The 17,919-nt window shown below is 55.1% G+C and carries 11 protein-coding genes; 5 read left to right on the forward strand and 6 right to left on the reverse strand.

The features are described 5' to 3' along the window. Positions 1-68: 68 nt before the first annotated feature. Genes baeR through HV157_RS22895 form a run of 6 tightly spaced genes read right to left on the reverse strand, consistent with a single transcriptional unit; the run spans position 69 to position 11,012 of the window. Complete coding sequence (gene baeR, locus HV157_RS22870) at positions 69-791, reverse strand: two-component system response regulator BaeR (RefSeq protein ID WP_182268963.1); 723 nt, start codon at positions 789-791, stop codon at positions 69-71. Next, entirely contained in the window at positions 788-2,191 is a 1,404-nt protein-coding gene (gene baeS / locus HV157_RS22875) for a two-component system sensor histidine kinase BaeS (RefSeq protein WP_020883244.1), read from the reverse strand. Before baeS ends, baeR begins: the two co-directional genes overlap by 4 nt. Further along, positions 2,188-3,603 (reverse strand): MFS transporter, encoded by a 1,416-nt coding sequence (locus tag HV157_RS22880; RefSeq protein ID WP_182268964.1) that lies wholly within the window; start codon positions 3,601-3,603, stop codon positions 2,188-2,190. The genes baeS and HV157_RS22880 overlap by 4 nt, the downstream gene beginning before the upstream one ends. Beyond that, positions 3,604-6,681, reverse strand: coding sequence for a multidrug efflux RND transporter permease subunit MdtC (mdtC, locus tag HV157_RS22885; protein WP_182268965.1), 3,078 nt, complete (start codon positions 6,679-6,681; stop codon positions 3,604-3,606). Continuing rightward, positions 6,682-9,804, reverse strand: coding sequence for an MdtB/MuxB family multidrug efflux RND transporter permease subunit (locus HV157_RS22890; protein WP_014170848.1), 3,123 nt, complete (start codon positions 9,802-9,804; stop codon positions 6,682-6,684). Beyond that, entirely contained in the window at positions 9,804-11,012 is a 1,209-nt protein-coding gene (locus HV157_RS22895; RefSeq protein ID WP_182268966.1) for an MdtA/MuxA family multidrug efflux RND transporter periplasmic adaptor subunit, read from the reverse strand. The genes HV157_RS22890 and HV157_RS22895 overlap by 1 nt, the downstream gene beginning before the upstream one ends. Before the next feature lie 729 nt (positions 11,013-11,741). On the opposite strand from HV157_RS22895, the gene HV157_RS22900 reads away from it, so the two are divergent. Genes HV157_RS22900 through HV157_RS22920 form a run of 5 tightly spaced genes read left to right on the forward strand, consistent with a single transcriptional unit; the run spans position 11,742 to position 17,916 of the window. Further along, positions 11,742-12,326 carry a common pilus major fimbrillin subunit EcpA gene (locus HV157_RS22900; RefSeq protein WP_020883247.1) on the forward strand — a complete coding sequence of 195 codons (585 nt, stop codon included), beginning with the start codon at positions 11,742-11,744 and terminating at the stop codon, positions 12,324-12,326. 51 nt (positions 12,327-12,377) lie between these two features. Next, complete coding sequence (locus HV157_RS22905) at positions 12,378-13,055, forward strand: hypothetical protein (protein ID WP_014170844.1); 678 nt, start codon at positions 12,378-12,380, stop codon at positions 13,053-13,055. 55 nt (positions 13,056-13,110) lie between these two features. Further along, the gene (locus HV157_RS22910; protein ID WP_182268967.1) at positions 13,111-15,603 is read left to right on the forward strand and encodes a TcfC E-set like domain-containing protein; all 2,493 of its coding nucleotides are present in this window, start codon (positions 13,111-13,113) and stop codon (positions 15,601-15,603) included. Positions 15,604-15,607: 4 nt separating this feature from the next. Then, complete coding sequence (locus tag HV157_RS22915) at positions 15,608-17,224, forward strand: fimbrial protein (RefSeq protein WP_164724163.1); 1,617 nt, start codon at positions 15,608-15,610, stop codon at positions 17,222-17,224. Further along, entirely contained in the window at positions 17,221-17,916 is a 696-nt protein-coding gene (locus tag HV157_RS22920) for a fimbria/pilus periplasmic chaperone (RefSeq protein ID WP_182268968.1), read from the forward strand. Before HV157_RS22915 ends, HV157_RS22920 begins: the two co-directional genes overlap by 4 nt. Positions 17,917-17,919 lie beyond the last annotated feature (3 nt).

The raw sequence follows: 17,919 nt of genomic DNA on the forward strand, positions 1-17,919 counted from the left end.
TGGTTGATTCTTCGTTGCTTTCCAGAAATGAAAAACCCGCCAGCAGGCGGGTTCGGTAAACTAAATGCTCAGGCTATCCTGCACGCATCCGCTTCCCATCGGTAGCCCACGCCATACACCGCGCGGATAAATGACTGCTCCGCATCGAGCGATTCCAGCTTGCGGCGCAGGTTTTTAATATGGCTGTCGATGGTACGGTCAGTCACGACGCGGTAATCATCATACAGACGGTTCAGCAGCTGCTCGCGGGAGAAGACCTTCCCCGGCTCGTGGGAGAGGGTTTTCAACAGGCGGAATTCGGCGGGGGTGAGATCCAGCAGCTTGCCGCGCCAGCTCGCCTGGAAGCGGCTTTCATCGACGATAAGTGGGCTTTCCGCGTCCAGTACCTGCAGTTCACGATGGGGCTTACAGCGGCGCAGAATGGTTTTTACGCGCGCGACCACTTCACGCGGGCTGTATGGCTTGCAGATGTAATCATCCGCGCCAATTTCGAGGCCCAGCAGGCGGTCGATCTCTTCGATTTTCGCCGTCACCATTACCACCGGCACGTCCGAGAAGCGACGAATTTCCCGGCACAGGGTCAGGCCATCGGTTCCGGGGAGCATCAGATCCAGCAGGATCAGGTCCGGCGGCGTCTGGCGCACATAAGGCAGCACCTGATCGCCATGGCTGATAAGCGTGGGGGCATAGCTTGCCGCGCGTAAATAGTCGATCAGTAACTGCCCGAGCTTCGGCTCGTCTTCGACAATCAAAATGCGTGGCGTGTTTTCGTCAATCGGTAACTCGGTCATGCTTCTCTCGATAAATCCCGTTCCAGAGGTAACTCTACTGTAATGCTTACCCCGCCAAAAGGCGAATGGGCGGCGCGGATCGTGCCATTATGGGCCTCGACGATGTTTACGCAAATCGCCAGTCCCAGACCGGACCCGCCGCTGGCGCGATTGCGGGAGCCTTCGGTGCGATAAAATCGCTCAAACAGTTTTTCCAGCTGTGCATCCTGCACGCCGGGGGCGGAATCCGCAAAGGTCAGGGCAAAATGCCCGTTTTCTTGTTTGCCGGAAATATGCAGGCCACCGCCGCTGTCGGTGTAGCGCAGGCTATTTTCCAGCAGATTGTTGAACAGCTGCATCAGGCGGTCTTTGTCGCCAAACACCACGGCACTGTCAGGCAGTGAGAGATCGATTTTCAGGTTGCGGCTGGCGAAACGTTCGCGGAAGGCACCGCTTACCACCTCCAGCACGTTTATCACATCGACGGGCGCTTTCTGGTAGGCCAGCGCGCCTTCGTCCGACATGGAGAGCTGGTGGAGGTCATCGACCAGTTTGGTCAGCGTGCCCACTTCCGCCTGCAGCGAGGCCACCGATTCGGGAGTGAACTGACGCACGCCGTCCTGAATAGCTTCCAGCTCGCCGCGCAGCACCGCCAGCGGCGTGCGGAGTTCATGGGAAATATCGGCCATAAAATCGCGTCGCATCTGCTGGTTTTTTTCCAGGGTGCTGGCGAGCTGGTTAAAGTCCTGCGCCAGCTTGCCGAGTTCGTCCTGGCTACGGGTATCGACGCGGGTGGAGAAATCCCCGGCGGCCAGCTTATGCGTCCCTTCCACCAGCCGTTTAACCGGCGCGAGCAGGCCACGGGCCAGCGGGAAGGTCGCGAGCGCGGCCAGCAGGGTGGAGAGCGCGACAATCAACCAGCTGGTGCGGCGCTGCTGGCGATCAAAGTTGATATCGGTGTTACGCGTCAGGCGTTCAACCGGCGAGGCGATCACCCAGCCGACGGTAGCGTTATTCACTGTGATCGCCCGCTTTGTGCCATCCGGCGGAATGGGCGCGCGCGGGCCAACCAGTACGCGCATATCCTGGTCTATCACCCAGAACTGGGTGCGCCAGCCGTGCGGCGGCATCCCGGGGCCCGGGCGATCGTCACCGGTATCATGCTCAAGCGAGCGCAGGATCTGGAATACGAAGCGGTCGTTATTGCGCAGAAAACGCCAGTTACCGTGCAGGGCATACTGATCGCTCAGCGCATCGCTCAGCCCCTGTAAACGCTGTTCATTTCCATGCTTGATGTAATCAATAAAACCCCGTTCGAAACTGACCCGCACGGCCCAGTGCATGGTGACCAGCAGCACGATACAGGTGGCAAATATCGCCACAAAGAGTTTACCGGTAATGCCCGGACGCCAGAATTTCATGGTGCACTCCTTTTGCCGTGTCGGATAACGACGTTCTTACGGGTATCATCCGGCACTCTGGCGAAGATGAACGCGGGCAGGGCGATAATCACCGCCATGCTGAGATAGGTATACAAAAAGACCTGATGGGCGACCGGCGTGTCGACGCTGAGATGATGCTGTCCGTACATGCCGAGCAGTAAACCGGCAAGGGTCACCCCTACGCTCATGGAGAGCTGCATGATCATCGACAGCAGGCTGTTTCCGCTGCTCGCCAGGTCATCCGGGAGTGCTTTTAACGTCAGGGTATTCATTGACGAAAAGCGCACAGAGTTAATTATGCCCTGGCAGAACAGCACCAGCGGCAGCGCGTAGTACCAGCCCAGCAGCGCCACGGCCATAAACAGCAGGCTCACCAGGGCTAACCCAAGCGTCGCGGCAACCAGGACGTGGCGATAACCAAAACGGTTAACCACCTGCACCACGATGCGTTTCATTCCCATGCTGCCAAGTACCATCGGGATCATCATCAAGCCGGCGTGAAACGGTGAAAATCCCATTCCAATCTGCAAAAAGACCGGCGTCATAAAGGGCAACATGCCGCTGCCGACGCGCCCGGCAAAGCTCCCGAACAGGCCCAGACGATAGGTGGGGTTTTTAAACAGATCGAGCGTAAACAACGCGCTCTCGTTACCTCTGGCATGCCAGAGATACCACAGGATAGCGGTAATGCCGAGCGCCACCAGAAGGCCAAGCGTCAGGGCGGAAATCCCGAGGCCTTTTTGGCCATCAAGCGCGAGGGTGAGCATCGCCATCCCCGCCGCCAGCAGGATAAAACTCAGGAAATCAAAGCGCCGGGTCTGCATGGTGTAGTTAGGCATCAGCATCAGGGTGGCAATCGCGCCGATGATGCCCACCGGCAGGTTGATTAAGAAGATCCAGTGCCAGGAGGCATACTCTACCAGCACTCCGCCCAGCGCCGGGCCAAGCAGCGGGCCGACCTGGCCGGGCAGGGTGACGAAGGTCATCGCGGCCATATACTGCTCGCGGGGCACAATCTTCATCACCGTCAGCCGCCCGACAGGCACCATCATCGCCCCGCCAATGCCCTGTAACGCGCGGGCCATCACCAGCTGATCCAGCGTATTCGCCTGGGCGCAAAACAGCGAGCCTGTGGTAAACAGCACGATGGCGGTGAAAAAGATATTCCGCACGCCCACTTTGTCCGCCAGCCAGCCGCTGGCCGGAAGCATAACGGCTACCGTTAACACATAAGAGACAATCACCATATGCATGTGCAGCGGACTCTCCCCCAGGCTTTTTGCCATCGAGGGGAGGGCGGTATTGACGATGGTTGTATCCAGCGACTGCATAAAGAAGCCGAAGGCGACAATCCACAGCTGCCAGCGCACGTGACGTGGGAGGTCGGTCATTTATTCGGTTACCGTCGTTCTGTTTTTACGCGAAAAACGCACCCGCAGACGGTCAAAGAACAGATAGACCACCGGCGTGGTGTAGAGCGTCAGCAGCTGGCTCATCACCAGCCCCCCGACAATGGTGATCCCCAGCGGCTGGCGCAATTCTGAGCCGTCACCGCTGGAAATCACCAGCGGCAGCGCGCCAAACAGCGCCGCCAGCGTGGTCATCATGATCGGACGAAAACGCAGCAGACAGGCCTGGAATATGGCCTCTTCTGGCGTCAGGTTGCCATTTCGCTGGGCGTCCAGCGCGAAGTCCACCATCATGATGGCGTTTTTCTTCACGATGCCAATTAACAGCATGATACCAATCAGCGCAATCAGGCTGAAGGGCGCGCCGAACAGCGCCAGCGCCAGCAGCGCCCCGACGCCCGCCGACGGCAGCGTGGAGAGAATGGTCAGCGGATGGACGTAGCTTTCATAAAGAACGCCCAGCACGATATAGACTGTCGCAATGGCGGCCAGAATCAAAATCACCTGCGAATTCATCGTCTCCTGAAACACCTGCGCGGTACCGGCAAAACTGCCGCGTACCGTGGATGGCACGCCAAGCTGGGTCATCGCACGGTTGATTGCATCGCTGGCCTCAGAGAGTGACGAACCGGCTGGCAGGTTAAAGGAGATGGTCGACGCCGCCGAAAGGCCCTGGTGGTTCACCGACAGCGGCGCGTTCGCCGGCTGCCAGCTGGCAAAGTAAGAGAGCGGGATCGCCTTACCGTCGTTATTAATCACAAACATGTTGTCCAGCGCGCTGATGTCCTGGGTGTAACGTGGGTCCACCTCCATCACCACCTTGTATTGGTTCATGGGCTGGTAGATGGTGGAAATCTCACGCTGGCCGAAGGCATTGTTCAGCAGGCTGTTGGCGGCATCGACGTTAATCCCCAGACGTGACATGGTTTCGCGATTGTAGGTCAGCGCCATTTCTGCGCCGTTGTCCTGCTGATCGGAGTTAACATCCGCCAGCTGTGGCAGGGCGGCCAGCGCCTTGCGGATCTTAGGCTCCCACTCGCGCAGGGCGGCTAAATCGTCAGAGAGTAACGTGTACTGATAGCTGGCGTTAGCCTGACGCCCGCCGACGCGGATATCCTGAACGGCCATCAAAAACAGATTAGCGCCCGGCTCTTTGGCGAGCTTCACGCGCAGGCGATCGATAACCTGCTGGGCGGTTTCATTGCGCTCGTCACGCGGCTTCAGGGTGATAAACATCATCCCGCTGTTCACCCGTGAACCGCCGGTAAAGCCGGTTACGTTATCTACCGCTTTATCTTCGCGGATGATCTTCATAAAGTCCTGCAGCTTGCCGCGCATGGCCTGAAACGAAATACTCTGATCTGCCTGGATCCCGCCCATCAGCACTCCGGTGTCCTGCTCCGGGAAGAAGGTTTTGGGGATAGTAATGTACATCCAGACGTTGAGCACGATGGTGCCAATCAGCACCAGGCCGACAATGCGCGTATGCCTCAGCACCCACTTCAGGGACTTACCATAGCTCTCCTGCATCGCCAGCAGGAAGCGACCAAATCCCTTACGGCGCGGCTGAGAGTGTGGCTTGCTGCGTTTTAACATCCAGCCGCACATCATCGGCGTGAGCGTGAGGGACACGATCAATGAAATACCGATGGCGACCGAGAGCGTGACGGCAAATTCCCGTAACAGCCGGCCAGGGAGGCCGCCCATCAGCAGTAACGGCAGGAACACCGCCACCAGCGACAGGCTCATCGACAGTACCGTAAAGCCCACTTCACGCGTTCCCTGCAGCGAGGCCTGCAGCGGTTTCATCCCCGCCTCCAGATGGCGCGAGATGTTCTCCAGCACCACAATGGCGTCATCCACCACGAAGCCGGTGGCAATCGTCAGCGCCATCAGCGACAGGTTGTTAAGGCTAAATCCGCACAGGTACATCGCCGCGAAAGTCCCTATCAGCGAGACAGGCACTGCCACCGCGGGGATCAGCGTGGCCCGGCCTGAACGCAGAAACAGGAAGACCACCAGAATCACCAGCGCAACGGAGATCACAAGCGTCTGCTCCACCTCTTCGAGCGAGGCGCGAATGGTGGGGGAGCGATCCTGGGCAATCTGCAGATCGATCGCCGCCGGGATGGTCTGCTGGAGTTCCGGCAATCTCGCGCGGATACCGTTCACCGTCTCAATAATGTTGGCTTCCGGCAGCTTGCGTATCATCAGCAAAATGGCCGGTTTGGCGTTGGTCATCCCGGCGTTACGCACGTCCTGCACCGAGTCAGTGACGCTCGCGACATCGCTCAGGCGCACCGCCGCACCGTTGTTGTAGTGAATGATCAACGGCTGGTATTCCGCAGCGGTTTTCAGCTCATCGTTAGTCTGGATTTGCCAGCGGTGACTACTGTTCTCAATGGCCCCCTGCGGTTTGCGCACGTTTGCATTGCTGATGGCAGAGCGCACATCGTCCAGTGAAACACCCTGGTTAAACAGCGCCTGCGGGTTTAAGCCCACGCGCACGGCGGGCAGAGAGCTTCCGCCAACGCTGACATCACCCACGCCGTTAATCTGGGCGAGGGTCTGCGCCAGTTGGGTGGAGGCGAAATCGTACAGCTGCCCCTGCGAATAGGTGTCCGAGGTAAGCGTCAGGATCATGATCGGCGCATCGGACGGGTTCGCTTTACGGTATGTCGGACGGCCCGGCATCCCGCTCGGTAGCAGGTTCTGCGCGGCGTTGATCGCCGCCTGCACATCGCGCGCGGCGCCGTTAATATCCCGGTCGAAGCTGAATTCCAGAATGATACGCGTGCTGCCAAGCGAGCTGCTGGAGGTCATCTCGTTGACCCCGGCAATTCGCCCGAGTGAACGTTCCAGCGGTGTGGCAACCGACGAGGCCATGGTTTCCGGTGATGCACCGGGCAGCGAGGCGCTGACCATGATCACCGGGAAATCCACCTGCGGCAGCGGGGCCACCGGCAGCAGCCGGAAGCCCAGGACGCCGCACAGGGTGATGGCGAGTGAGAGTAAAATCGTCGCCACCGGGCGATAAATGAAGAGGGCGAAAAACTTCATTTACGCCTCCTCTTCACGTTTCGGGAAGCGGCTTTTCGTCCACAGCGCCAGACGGTCAAACAGCAGATAAATGACCGGCGTGGTGAACAGGGTCAGGACCTGGCTAACTAGCAGGCCACCGACCATACCAATCCCCAGCGGACGACGCAGCTCGGCACCAACACCGGTACTGAGCATCAGCGGCAGGGCACCTAGCAGGGCGGCGAGCGTGGTCATCAGGATCGGGCGAAAACGCAGCAGACAGGCCTGGAAAATTGCCTCACGCGGCGACATCCCCTGCTCGCGCTCGGCGGCAAGGGCAAAGTCGATCATCATGATGGCGTTTTTCTTCACGATCCCGATAAGCAGGATGATCCCAATGATGGCAATCACGTCCAGCTCGCTCCCCGCCAGCATCAATGCCAGCAGCGCCCCCACGCCCGCCGTTGGCAGGGTGGAGAGGATGGTAATGGGGTGAATGAAGCTTTCATACAGCACACCGAGCACGATATACATCGCCACCACGGCCGCGACAATCAGCCAGATGGTGTTGCCCAGCGCGGCCTGGAACGCCAGCGTGCTGCCCTGGAACTGGGTCTGAATATCAGACGGGAAGTTCAGCGTCTTCTCTGCGGCCAGAATGGACTCCACCGCTTCGCCCAGTGAATAACCGTCCGGTACGTTAAACGAGATGGTGGTGGACGGGAACTGATCCAGATGGTTAATCGACAGCGGTGTGTAGCGCTCTTCCACCGTCGCGATGGCGCTGAGGGGCACGATGCCCCCGTCTTTGCTGGTCAGGCGCACCGAATCGAGCGCGGCCAGGCCGGGCGTGTTTTCCGTGTTGTGTTCCAGCACCACGCGATACTGATTCGCCTGGGTATAGATGGTGGAGATCAGACGCTGACCGAATGCGTTATACAGCGCGTTATCCACGTCGGCCATGGTGATCCCAAGCCGGCTGGCGGTATCACGGTTGACGTTCACATATGCCGCCAGCCCTTTGTCCTGCCAGTCGCTGCTGACGTCCGAGAGCTGCGGCAGGGCGTTGAGTTTATCCACCAGTTGCGGTACCCAGGTGCTGAGCGCATCAAGGGTGGTGGCCTGCAGCGTGAACTGGTACTGGGTACGGCTCACCTGGGTATCGATGGTTAAATCCTGAATCGGCTGGAGGTACAGCTCAATACCCGGCACGCGCGCTACGGCAGTTTGCAGGCGGTCGATCACCGTCTGCACGCGGTCGTCGCGATCGTCAAGCGGTTTAAGGTTGATCTGCAGGCGGGCACTGTTCAGCGACGGGTTGGTGCCATCGACACCGACATACGAGGTCAGGCTCTCTACTGCCGGATCTTTCATGATGATCTCTGACACCTGCTGCTGACGCTGCGCCATGTTAGCGAAGGAGACCGTCTGCGGTGCCTGAAGCGTGCCCTGGATAATGCCGTTGTCCTGAATCGGGAAGAAGCCTTTCGGGATGAAAATCCACAGCATAACGCTGAGCGCCAGCGTACCAAGCGCCACGCCAAGGGTTGCCCATGGATGGTTAAGCACTTTCGCCAGCACCCGTCCGTAAGCGGCAATAATGCGTTCGAACATCCGCTCAGAGGCGCGCGAGAAGCGGTTTTGCTTGCGCAGGGAGGCGTGGCTCAGCATACGGGCGCACATCATCGGCGTGAGGGTCAGTGACACCACGGCGGAAATCAGAATGGCGACGGCCAGCGTCACGGCAAATTCGCGGAACAAACGCCCGACGATATCGCCCATAAACAGCAGTGGGATCAGTACCGCAATCAGTGAGAAGGTGAGGGAGATAATGGTAAAGCCGATCTCGCCCGCTCCTTTCAGCGCCGCGGCTAACGGTTTTTCGCCTTTTTCGATATAGCGCGAGATGTTCTCGATAACAACGATAGCGTCATCGACCACAAAGCCGGTGGCAATGGTAAGGGCCATCAGCGTCAGGTTGTTTATCGAAAAATCGAGGAACACCATGACGGCAAATGTTCCCACCAGTGAGAGCGGCACGGCGACGGCAGGAATGAGGGTCGCCGGGACGTTACGCAGGAACAGATAGATGATCATCACCACCAGCGCAATCGCCAGCATCAGTTCAAACTGGGTGTCAGTCACGGACGCGCGAATATTGGTGGTCCGGTCAGACAGCACTTTCACGCTCACTGACCTGGGCAGGCTTTCAATCAGCTGCGGCAGCATAGTGCGAATGCTGTCTGCGGTTTCAATGATATTGGCACCCGGCTGGCGCTGGACGTTCATCACGATTGCCTGCTGTTTGTTGGCCCAGGCGCCGAGCCAGCTGTTTTCCGCACCTTGCTCAACGGTTGCCACATCGCCCAGGCGCACCGGCGCACCGTTCTGGTACGCGACAATCAGCTGTCGATATTCATCCGCGGACTGCATTTGATCGTTCGCCGAAAGGGTCACGGCCCGGGTTGGGCCATCAAGTGAGCCTTTCGCCGAGTTGACGTTAGCGTTACTGATGGCGCTGCGGATGGTTTCGCTGGTGAGGCCCAGCGCGGCAATGGCCTGGGCGTTGAGCTTCACGCGCACCGCCGGACGTTGACCGCCGGCAAGCGTAACCAGCCCCACGCCAGAGACCTGTGAAATTTTCTGCGCCACGCGCGTTTCGACCATGTCTTCGACCTGAGTCATCGGCATGGCGGAGGAGGTGACGGCGAGCGTCATGATCGGCGGATCCGCCGGGTTTACTTTGCTGTAGACCGGTGGGTTGGGCAGGTCCGATGGGAGCAGGTTGGTGGCTGCGTTAATCGCGGCCTGTACTTCCTGCTCGGCAACGTCGAGTGAGAGCGTAAGCTGGAACTGCAGCGTCACCACGGATGCTCCGCCGGAGCTTTGCGAGGACATTTGCTTCAGGCCAGACATCTGACCAAACTGGCGCTCCAGCGGCGCGGTGATGGCCGACGTCACCACATCCGGGCTCGCACCCGGATAAAGGGTGACCACCTGGATGGTGGGATAATCCACTTCCGGCAGCGCCGAGACGGGCAGGAAGCGATAGCCAATAATCCCGGCCAGCAGGATCGCCACCATTAACAGCGTGGTGGCAACAGGGCGCAGAATAAACAGGCGTGAAGGCCCACCTGTAGAGCTCGGTGGCATAACCTGCATCAGGAAGTCGCTCCTTGCTTAGCAGGCTGTTGCTGGCCTTCTACCACTTCGACTTTCGCCCCCTCGGTGAGACGATCAATGCCGTCGGTAACCACGCGGTCACCTGCGGAAAGGCCGGCGCTGATCACCACCGTCTGGCTGTCCTGAATGCCGGTTTTCACCAGATGCTTGCTGACGTTATTCTCACAGTCAAGCACCCAGACAAAGTTCCCTTCGTTGCCCATCTGCAGCGCCGCCGTCGGGATAACGACCGCATTTTCCTGCGTTGCGACCAGCATCCGCGCATTCACGAACTGATTCGGGAAAAGCGCATCATCCTGATTGTTAAAGCGGGCTTTTAACTTGATGGTGCCGGTGGTGGTGTCAATCTGGTTATCCAGACTGAGCAGGGTGCCTTCGCTCAATTTTTGCTTGTTGGTGCGATCCCAGGCTTCCACAACCAGCCCTTTGCCGGCTTTCTGCGCCTGAACCACGGTTGCGATGTCGCTCTCCGGCAGAGTAAAGACTAAATCGACAGGATGCGTCTGGGTGATGACCACGATACCGGTGGTATCGCCGCTGGAAATCTGGTTGCCAATATCAACCTGCTTCAGACCGACGCGGCCGTCAATCGGGGCGGTGATGCGGCTCCAGTCGAGCTGTAACTGTGCGCTGGCCACGGCGGCTTCGTCAGCTTTAAGGGTGCCCAGCGCTTCGCTGACCAGAGACTGCTGCGTATCCAGTTCCTGACGCGATACCAGGTTGGTTTTCACCAGTTGCTGATAGCGTGCCAAATCGCGTCGGGCGTTCGCGAGCGTAGCCTTGTCTTTCGCGAGCTGGCCCTGCGCCTGCGCGAGGGTGACTTTAAACTGGCTTGGGTCAATTTCTGCCAGTAAGTCCCCGGCTTTAACCTGCTGGCCTTCCTGGAAGTGAAGCGCCATCAGTTGCCCGTCCACACGGCTGCGAACCGTAACGGTGTTGGCGGCGGTAATGGTTCCCAGCCCGGAGAGATAACGGGGCACCGCTTTATTTACCGCAGTAGCCGCCTGAACGGGAGCCAGCGCACCGCCGCGCATGCCGTGACGTCCGCCACTCGCGGAACGCTGTGATGGGCTGCTGGCACCTGCGGAAGTGTCAGAAGAGTGATTGTGCCAGAACCAGGCGGCGGCAAGAGCCACCACAATGATGCCAGCGGCGATTGCCCAGCGGGATTTGTTACTGCCTTTCATCGTTATACGTTCTCATCCTGAATACTTCGGGGAATGATACTAGTTTAGTCAGGCAACACGGCAGAAAAATGGAGGAAATATGGAAGACTGTCTGGATTTGTCTGATTGGCAGGGGAAGGGGCGCGGCGTGAGGCGGCCTTCAAGTCGGATCAATTGCCAGTGCATAATTTACCAGGAATATTCCCTGCCACCTGAAATATTCTTATTATTTATCTGCCGGGTGAGAAACGGAGAAAGATAACAATTGGTTTTATTATTTAATTTGTCTTTAGGAAAATTTCATTATTCATCATGTAAGGATCGGAATATTCTCTGTTATACCAATATTTTTCATCTTGTTATCAAATCATTAACAAACTAATGATTTTTTGCAATGTGACGTATTTATTTGATTTGAAATATATTTTTGTTATTCCTTTCGATGCACCACTTTTGATTTGTATCAAAAAGTTAAAACAGTTTAAATTACCTAAAATTGCGATAATTATAGATTTTTATTTTAAAAATGTTATTTAAATGGTTTTATGTTTTTATTTAAGCGATCTCGTCATGAATGATTATGAGAAAAATCCTAACGACGGAGGGTTTTTTCGTTATTCGATTGGTTGTCCTGAAACATAATTCAAATAATACTTTTTCGGCGCGGTAAATCCCGTTCGCATTTAAATGGAGCTTCCAGGTTATTTATTAAATGGCACCTGGCAGTACGTTTGTTCTCAGGAGATGAAAATGAAAAAATTATTACTGGTGGCCTCTCTGGTTTCTGTATTTGCTGCTGCAAATGCTATGGCTGATGTTACGGCATCTGCCACCGCATCATGGGATGCAACGGCAACGAAAGATACAACCAGCCTGCTGGTCGTGACCCCATTGAACTCGCTGACGTTCCAGTATGCAGAGGGCCTGAATGGGTTTAACACTCAGGATGGCGCTTTTGATGTGACGATTCAGGGACAGGAAAGTGCAACCGATTTTGAACTGACTGCTCAGGTCATCAGCAATACGCTGACCAATGCAAGCGGTGATGCATCTACCCTGAATGTGGGCGTGGCATGGAATGGTCAGGCGCTGTCTAACTCTGCCGAAACCGTTCTGGTGAATGCGGCTTCCACTTCAGGTCTGGAAAGCCTGCTGGCCGATGGAGCTTATAACGGCGCTGAGCGTGTAAGCGATCAGTCCAGCTTCAAATTCTCCATCGCTTCAGCGACTTCTGACGGTTCGACTGCTGTAACTGACTATTCTGCGCTGCCAGATGGTTACTGGACGGGTGACGTAAAAGTTCAGTTCAATGCAACCTGGACCACTCCAGCGTAATGAATATTAATTCGGGAGAGGCTCTCTCCCGAATTTCGCAGGAATGCACTGATGAAGAAATATTTGCCACTCGCAGCGCTGGCAGGGATGGTCGTATCCTTTTCCAGTCTGGCGATTAATGTGGGTGATATCACGTCGATAATGACGGCCGATCAAAACGCGTTATCAAAAGAAATTATCAATACCACTGATTCCGCCCGCTATGTGAGCGTTACCGTAAAAAGGCTCTCTTCACCGCTGCCTGACGGAACAGAAATGCAATTTGAAACGTCGGGAGAATTACTTTCTACACCGGCGAGCCTTATTTTACCCGGTGATGCAAAAGATGTTTTTCGCTTTTTCTATAAAGGGCCAGAAGATGATAAAGAACGTTATTACCGGCTGCAGTGGGTTGACGAACCCGTAAGCGAAAGCGCATCGACTAAGGCTGGCAAAGCCGCGATTGCGACAGCGTCGGCAGAAATCGGGACAATACTGGTCGTGGCGCCACGCAAGGAACGATTTGAATACGGTCGTGACGGGGATGTCATCACCAACAAAGGCAACGTCTCGTTTCGGGTCATTGCTTACGGAGCCTGCAAAGAGGCGTCACAGGATCGGGGACGCGGGTGTCGCGAGCGTTATTACGTCATGCCAGGCACAAAAATAAGATTGCAGAAAAGCGATGTGTCAAACAGTCGCACCCGCATTGGGATTTGGCATGGCAAGCAATTTATTACAGTGAAGTAATACACGGCGTCATTTCCGGTACCAGTAATAAAAATACCGAAAAGTAAGGATGCGTATGTCTTTTAAATATCTTATAGGAGGGAGTTTATTACTCTCTTATGCGCTAACATCAGGGGTTGCGCATTCTGCACCGGTTAAGATTGGTAATTATGTTATTCCAGGGGCATTCGCGCGTTCTCTTGAACAGGGGATGACGGTCCCTGTTTATATCCGCTACCAGGAGACGGATACAAAAAGCCAACAAAAAATTGCTGATGCGGTCATCTCGCTGGTTGAGGGAAATATCGTTGTAAAATCCATTATGATTGCCGATTTGCCCAATAACGCGGTGCTTTCAGAGAAAACGCGCGAGATGGTGGAAAAAATAGGCGATGCGAAATTTATCGACAATACCTCTCTTGCCCTTTCGCGAGACGCACGGCTGAAATTAAACGTCTCCTCTTTTCATCTGGAGATGATTGTCAGCCGGGATGCCCTGACTGAAGCGGTAGTCGCCCGCAGTTCATTGCTGGGACCGTCCAGCGTTGATCGACTATCTAATGTGCTGAATTACAACTTTGGCACCTATTACAATGACTACCGCAATGGCAGCAGCTCTCGCAGTTATTTAACCCTGGATAACACCACCTCGTTGAGAGAGCACCACCTCAATATCAATGGCTCGGTCTATGGTATTGGCGAGAGTAACCGCTCCAGCAAACTGTATCGTGCCATGTATGAGCGCGATTATGAGGGTTATCGTCTGGCGTTGGGCATGCTCGACACCTGGAACGTTCAGTCGATCGCCAGCCTCAATGCGCTGAATGGCGGCAAGATCTACGGCGTCAGCTACGGCAATAAAGGCAGTACGGTGGTTGAAAACACCTCCCTGTCCTTGATCCCAATAACCATATTTTTACCGTCTGCCGGCGAAGTGCATGTGTTTCGTGATGGGCGCTTGTTAAGCGTTCAGAACTTCAACATGGGCAGCTACGAAATTGACACCAGCCGGTTCCCTTACGGTGTGTATGACGTCACGGTGGATGTCGTGGTAAATGGCCGGACGGTGAACACCCGCGTCAGTCGGGTGAATAAAATATTTGCCCGCCAGCAGGCCGCAGGCCTGCATGAAGTCGCATGGCAAATTTTTGGCGGTTCACTTGATTACGACCGCGTGAGTTATAAACGCAATCATTACCGTGATGCCGGCAGTGAACAGACCTGGATTGCGGGTGGTGCGGCCTCGTTAACCCTGGCAATGCTCTCCGGGCTCACCCTGAAAACGACAGGTTATGGGTTTGATGACAATGCCGTCAATGAAACGGACATTACTCTTAACGTCAACGAATATGTCAGCGTCGGGACACAAACGCTGGTGGCGAACGACGGAACATGGCGCAACGTCAGCAGCGCCAGTCTTAATGCTCCAGGCGGGTTTGGATCGCTGTGGGCGTCGCGGGAAGACAGCAAAATCGGTAACCGTCTGCCGGTGCAGGAGCGGGATAACTATTCGGTTGGCGCAACATTGAATCTGAGCCGGTTTATTCCGCACGGTGGCACGTTAACGGTCAGCCAGACCGAAAACCGCTATTCCGGTAATACCTACCGGAACCTGGATTACAGTACCACCCTCTATGCGGGACGGTACGCTACAGTGGGGTTACGGGCCGGGATACAGCGCTATTACTACAACAATACGAATGATGACGGACGTCAGGAACGCTATGTCAGCCTGGATTTATCGCTGCCGCTGGCCTCGTGGATGAGTGTCGGGGTTTCACGCGATCGCTACGGCGCAACACAGGGCAATATCAGCGCGCGTAAACAATTTGAGGATAGCGTTATTACGTCTGCAGGCATTTCCGCCTCGACTCGCCTGAGTGGAGAGCAGAACTACGACAACAATTATGCTGTAAATGGCAACCTGAGTTATGACACCCGCTATAACGGCGGGACGGTTTCGGTGACCCGTTCAGCGGACAACTCGACCAATATGAACTTCTCCTCTCAGGGTTCCGTTGCCTGGGCGGGTGGGGATTTTGGTCTGAGCAAAGAGCGACAGCGCTCGGGCATTATTGTGAAAACCGATCTTGTGGGTGATGGAAAGCTGGCCGCAAAAATAAATAACCGAAATTATATTCTTAGCGGCAAATCGAGCTTTATTGCACTCCCGCCTTACGCGCAATACAAGCTGGAAATTATGAATGATAAAAACTCTGAAGACAGTTTTGACATTGTCTCGGGCCGTAAACAGGCGCTTAACCTTTATCCCGGTAACGTCGGCGTGGTGTCACCTGAGGTGAAAAGCATGGTGACCGTGTTTGGCCGGGTGCGATATCCCAATGGTGGACTGGCGTCAAATACGGACATCCATAACCACATTGGCAAAACGCGCACCGACGCGAAAGGTGAGTTCGCCATTGATATTGATAAGAAGTATCCCGTTATTACCCTGGTGTCCGCCAACGGTAATATCTGCGAAGCGGATTTAGATCTGGAAAAAGCCAGGGGCGCTGCGTGGGTAGGGGATGTTAAATGTGCACCGCAAACCACGATGGCGCAGAGATAATGCTATGAAAAAAAGTGCTTCCGTTTTTATTCCGCTCCTGTTTTTGGCGGGATTGATTCCCTTCACCGCAAGGGCACTGACCGCCTCATCGTCAGGGGCGATCAACAACACGTTTTTATTTATCGAGAACGACATTGACGGTGAGTATTTCATTACGCCGTCCGCGTTAGATCCCCGTTTCAGCGGCTCAAATACCTGGGTTAAATACGGCACATCCCAGGTCAGCCTCGGTTACCTGGGTTATGTCATTTGGACTGCGCCGGCCAATAATTATCAGGATATGTGGATTGATAATTCGCCCATTGATGCTCCTTTCACAGGAATACGCTGCTACCGAGGTTCGCAGTGTCCGACGACGGGCTACATTGCCGGACAGGGGGTGGATAACAATGGTTTTTACCACGCGCAGGTTGGATCCGTGGCGGGGGTTATTGGCGGAGCGTATGGCTTTGCTTCGCTGAGCAACTCAGCCTATGAGTATTTTCGTAATATGCCGACGGGTGGCAGCGAAACCTATGTTTTTAACCGCTGCTATACCTCGGTTAACTATGATTACGCCTCAGGACAACGCTGTAAGGATCAGACAACAGGTCGCTGGAATTACATCAATTACACGTTAAACAAGCGGGGACATCTGGCGCTGGAATCAACAAGTGCCTTTCAGGAGCTGTGGATCGCCAGTGATGGAACCCCAAGTATCACAAATGATTCCGGATCCTGTGAGCTGGGTGTCGTCAGTAACGTTGATGGCGTAATTTGTAAAATGGTCAAATACAACCTTGAGCAGACGCAAAATTTGACGGCATCGTTGACATTCAGAGCGTATATCGATTCTGCTGCGTTGGGTTTTACCCCTTCCGCAACCACCGTGAAATATTCAGGAAATGGCTCGACATGGTATAACTTCAGCGCCTCGACGGCGTATTACAACGTCTTTTCGACATCTGGCCAGTATATCTATGTCTTTTTGTCGAAAACATTCCTTAAGAATCTGGTGGATGCAGGCGTCAGTATTACCAACAGCCAGCCCTTTACGTTTGCGTTTACGAATGCATTAACCCCGGAGTCAGGCTATTACCAGTTTACCCCCTCTTTACAGCTCAATATTGTGCCGAAGGAGTATGGGATTAGCATTGTCTCATCGAATAATACGGCCTCTGCCAGTGGAAGCGGCACCATCGGAGATGACGCGCCGATCGAGATGGATTACGTCGTCACCGTATCGGGACCCCGTCAGGCTGACAGTATTACGGCCCAGGTTATCGGGGACAGCACGACAATCAACGATACCCCTTACTGCCTGTTTACGTCGGCCCAGGGGGGGATAAACGTGCCTGTCCCTGCCTATCTGCAATACAACACCGCGTCGGGAAGCCCTACTCAGGTGAGGAACAGCTGCAGTGAAAATGCCATTAGTCTGAACGATGCGTTATGGCAACAGGTGCCATGGGATGCCAACAACACGGATGATGGCAGCTTTTTCAGCACCAACTTAACGCTGCTGTTCCCGATGAATGATTCCCGCTCAGCACTGACGGTGGCTGGCGCTGACTGGGAAGGCGTGGTCAGCGCCAGTGGTGAAATCAAAGTCACCGCGAACTGGCTGGGAGTAACAAAATGATGCGCTGGCGGAAGGTCACGGAGGGTGTGGTGGGACTCTGCATTGCGCTTTACACGCTTTCTGCCCACGCGCTGTATCTGGACTCCACGATCTATGATATCCCCGCAGATCGGTCGTTCATTAGCAAACGTATTTACAACGACAGCCACAAACAGAATGTGTACAGCATTTCGGCGATTAAAATCGACCGTCCAGGACCGGGTGGGGAAAAGCGTCTGCCAATAGAGGACGGGGAGTTGCTGTTTACACCGCTCACGTTTTCGCTCGCCCCGGACGCCGGGGAGTATTTTAAGATCTTCTATCGCGGGTCCGAGGATGACAAAGAGCGTTACTACCGGATTCAGTTTCGCGAGATGCCGGTAACGCTGTTTGCTCAACGTCATTCAGGCAAAGCAAGTGAAGCTGTGCCCGCTATTGCATTGGATACGATACTGGTGGTCAGGCCCAGAAAGCTGACGCTAGGTTATACTCTGGATGAGCAAAAAGGGGCGCTGACAAATACCGGCAATACGTTTTTCAGGATCATCGTACACAAGGGATGCCAGTCAACCGATGACGAGGCGACGATGCGCTACCTGCTGCCTGGAGAGACCTACCGAAGCAGCGCGTTAAACACTAAAAATAAAAAATTCATCGTTGCGTTGAAAAAATATATACCGATAGGCGATGGTTGTTTTAAAAATAACAGTTAAAGT

It is taken from the genome of Enterobacter sp. RHBSTW-00318 (genome assembly GCF_014101375.1).
Lineage (GTDB): Bacteria > Pseudomonadota > Gammaproteobacteria > Enterobacterales > Enterobacteriaceae > Enterobacter > Enterobacter ludwigii.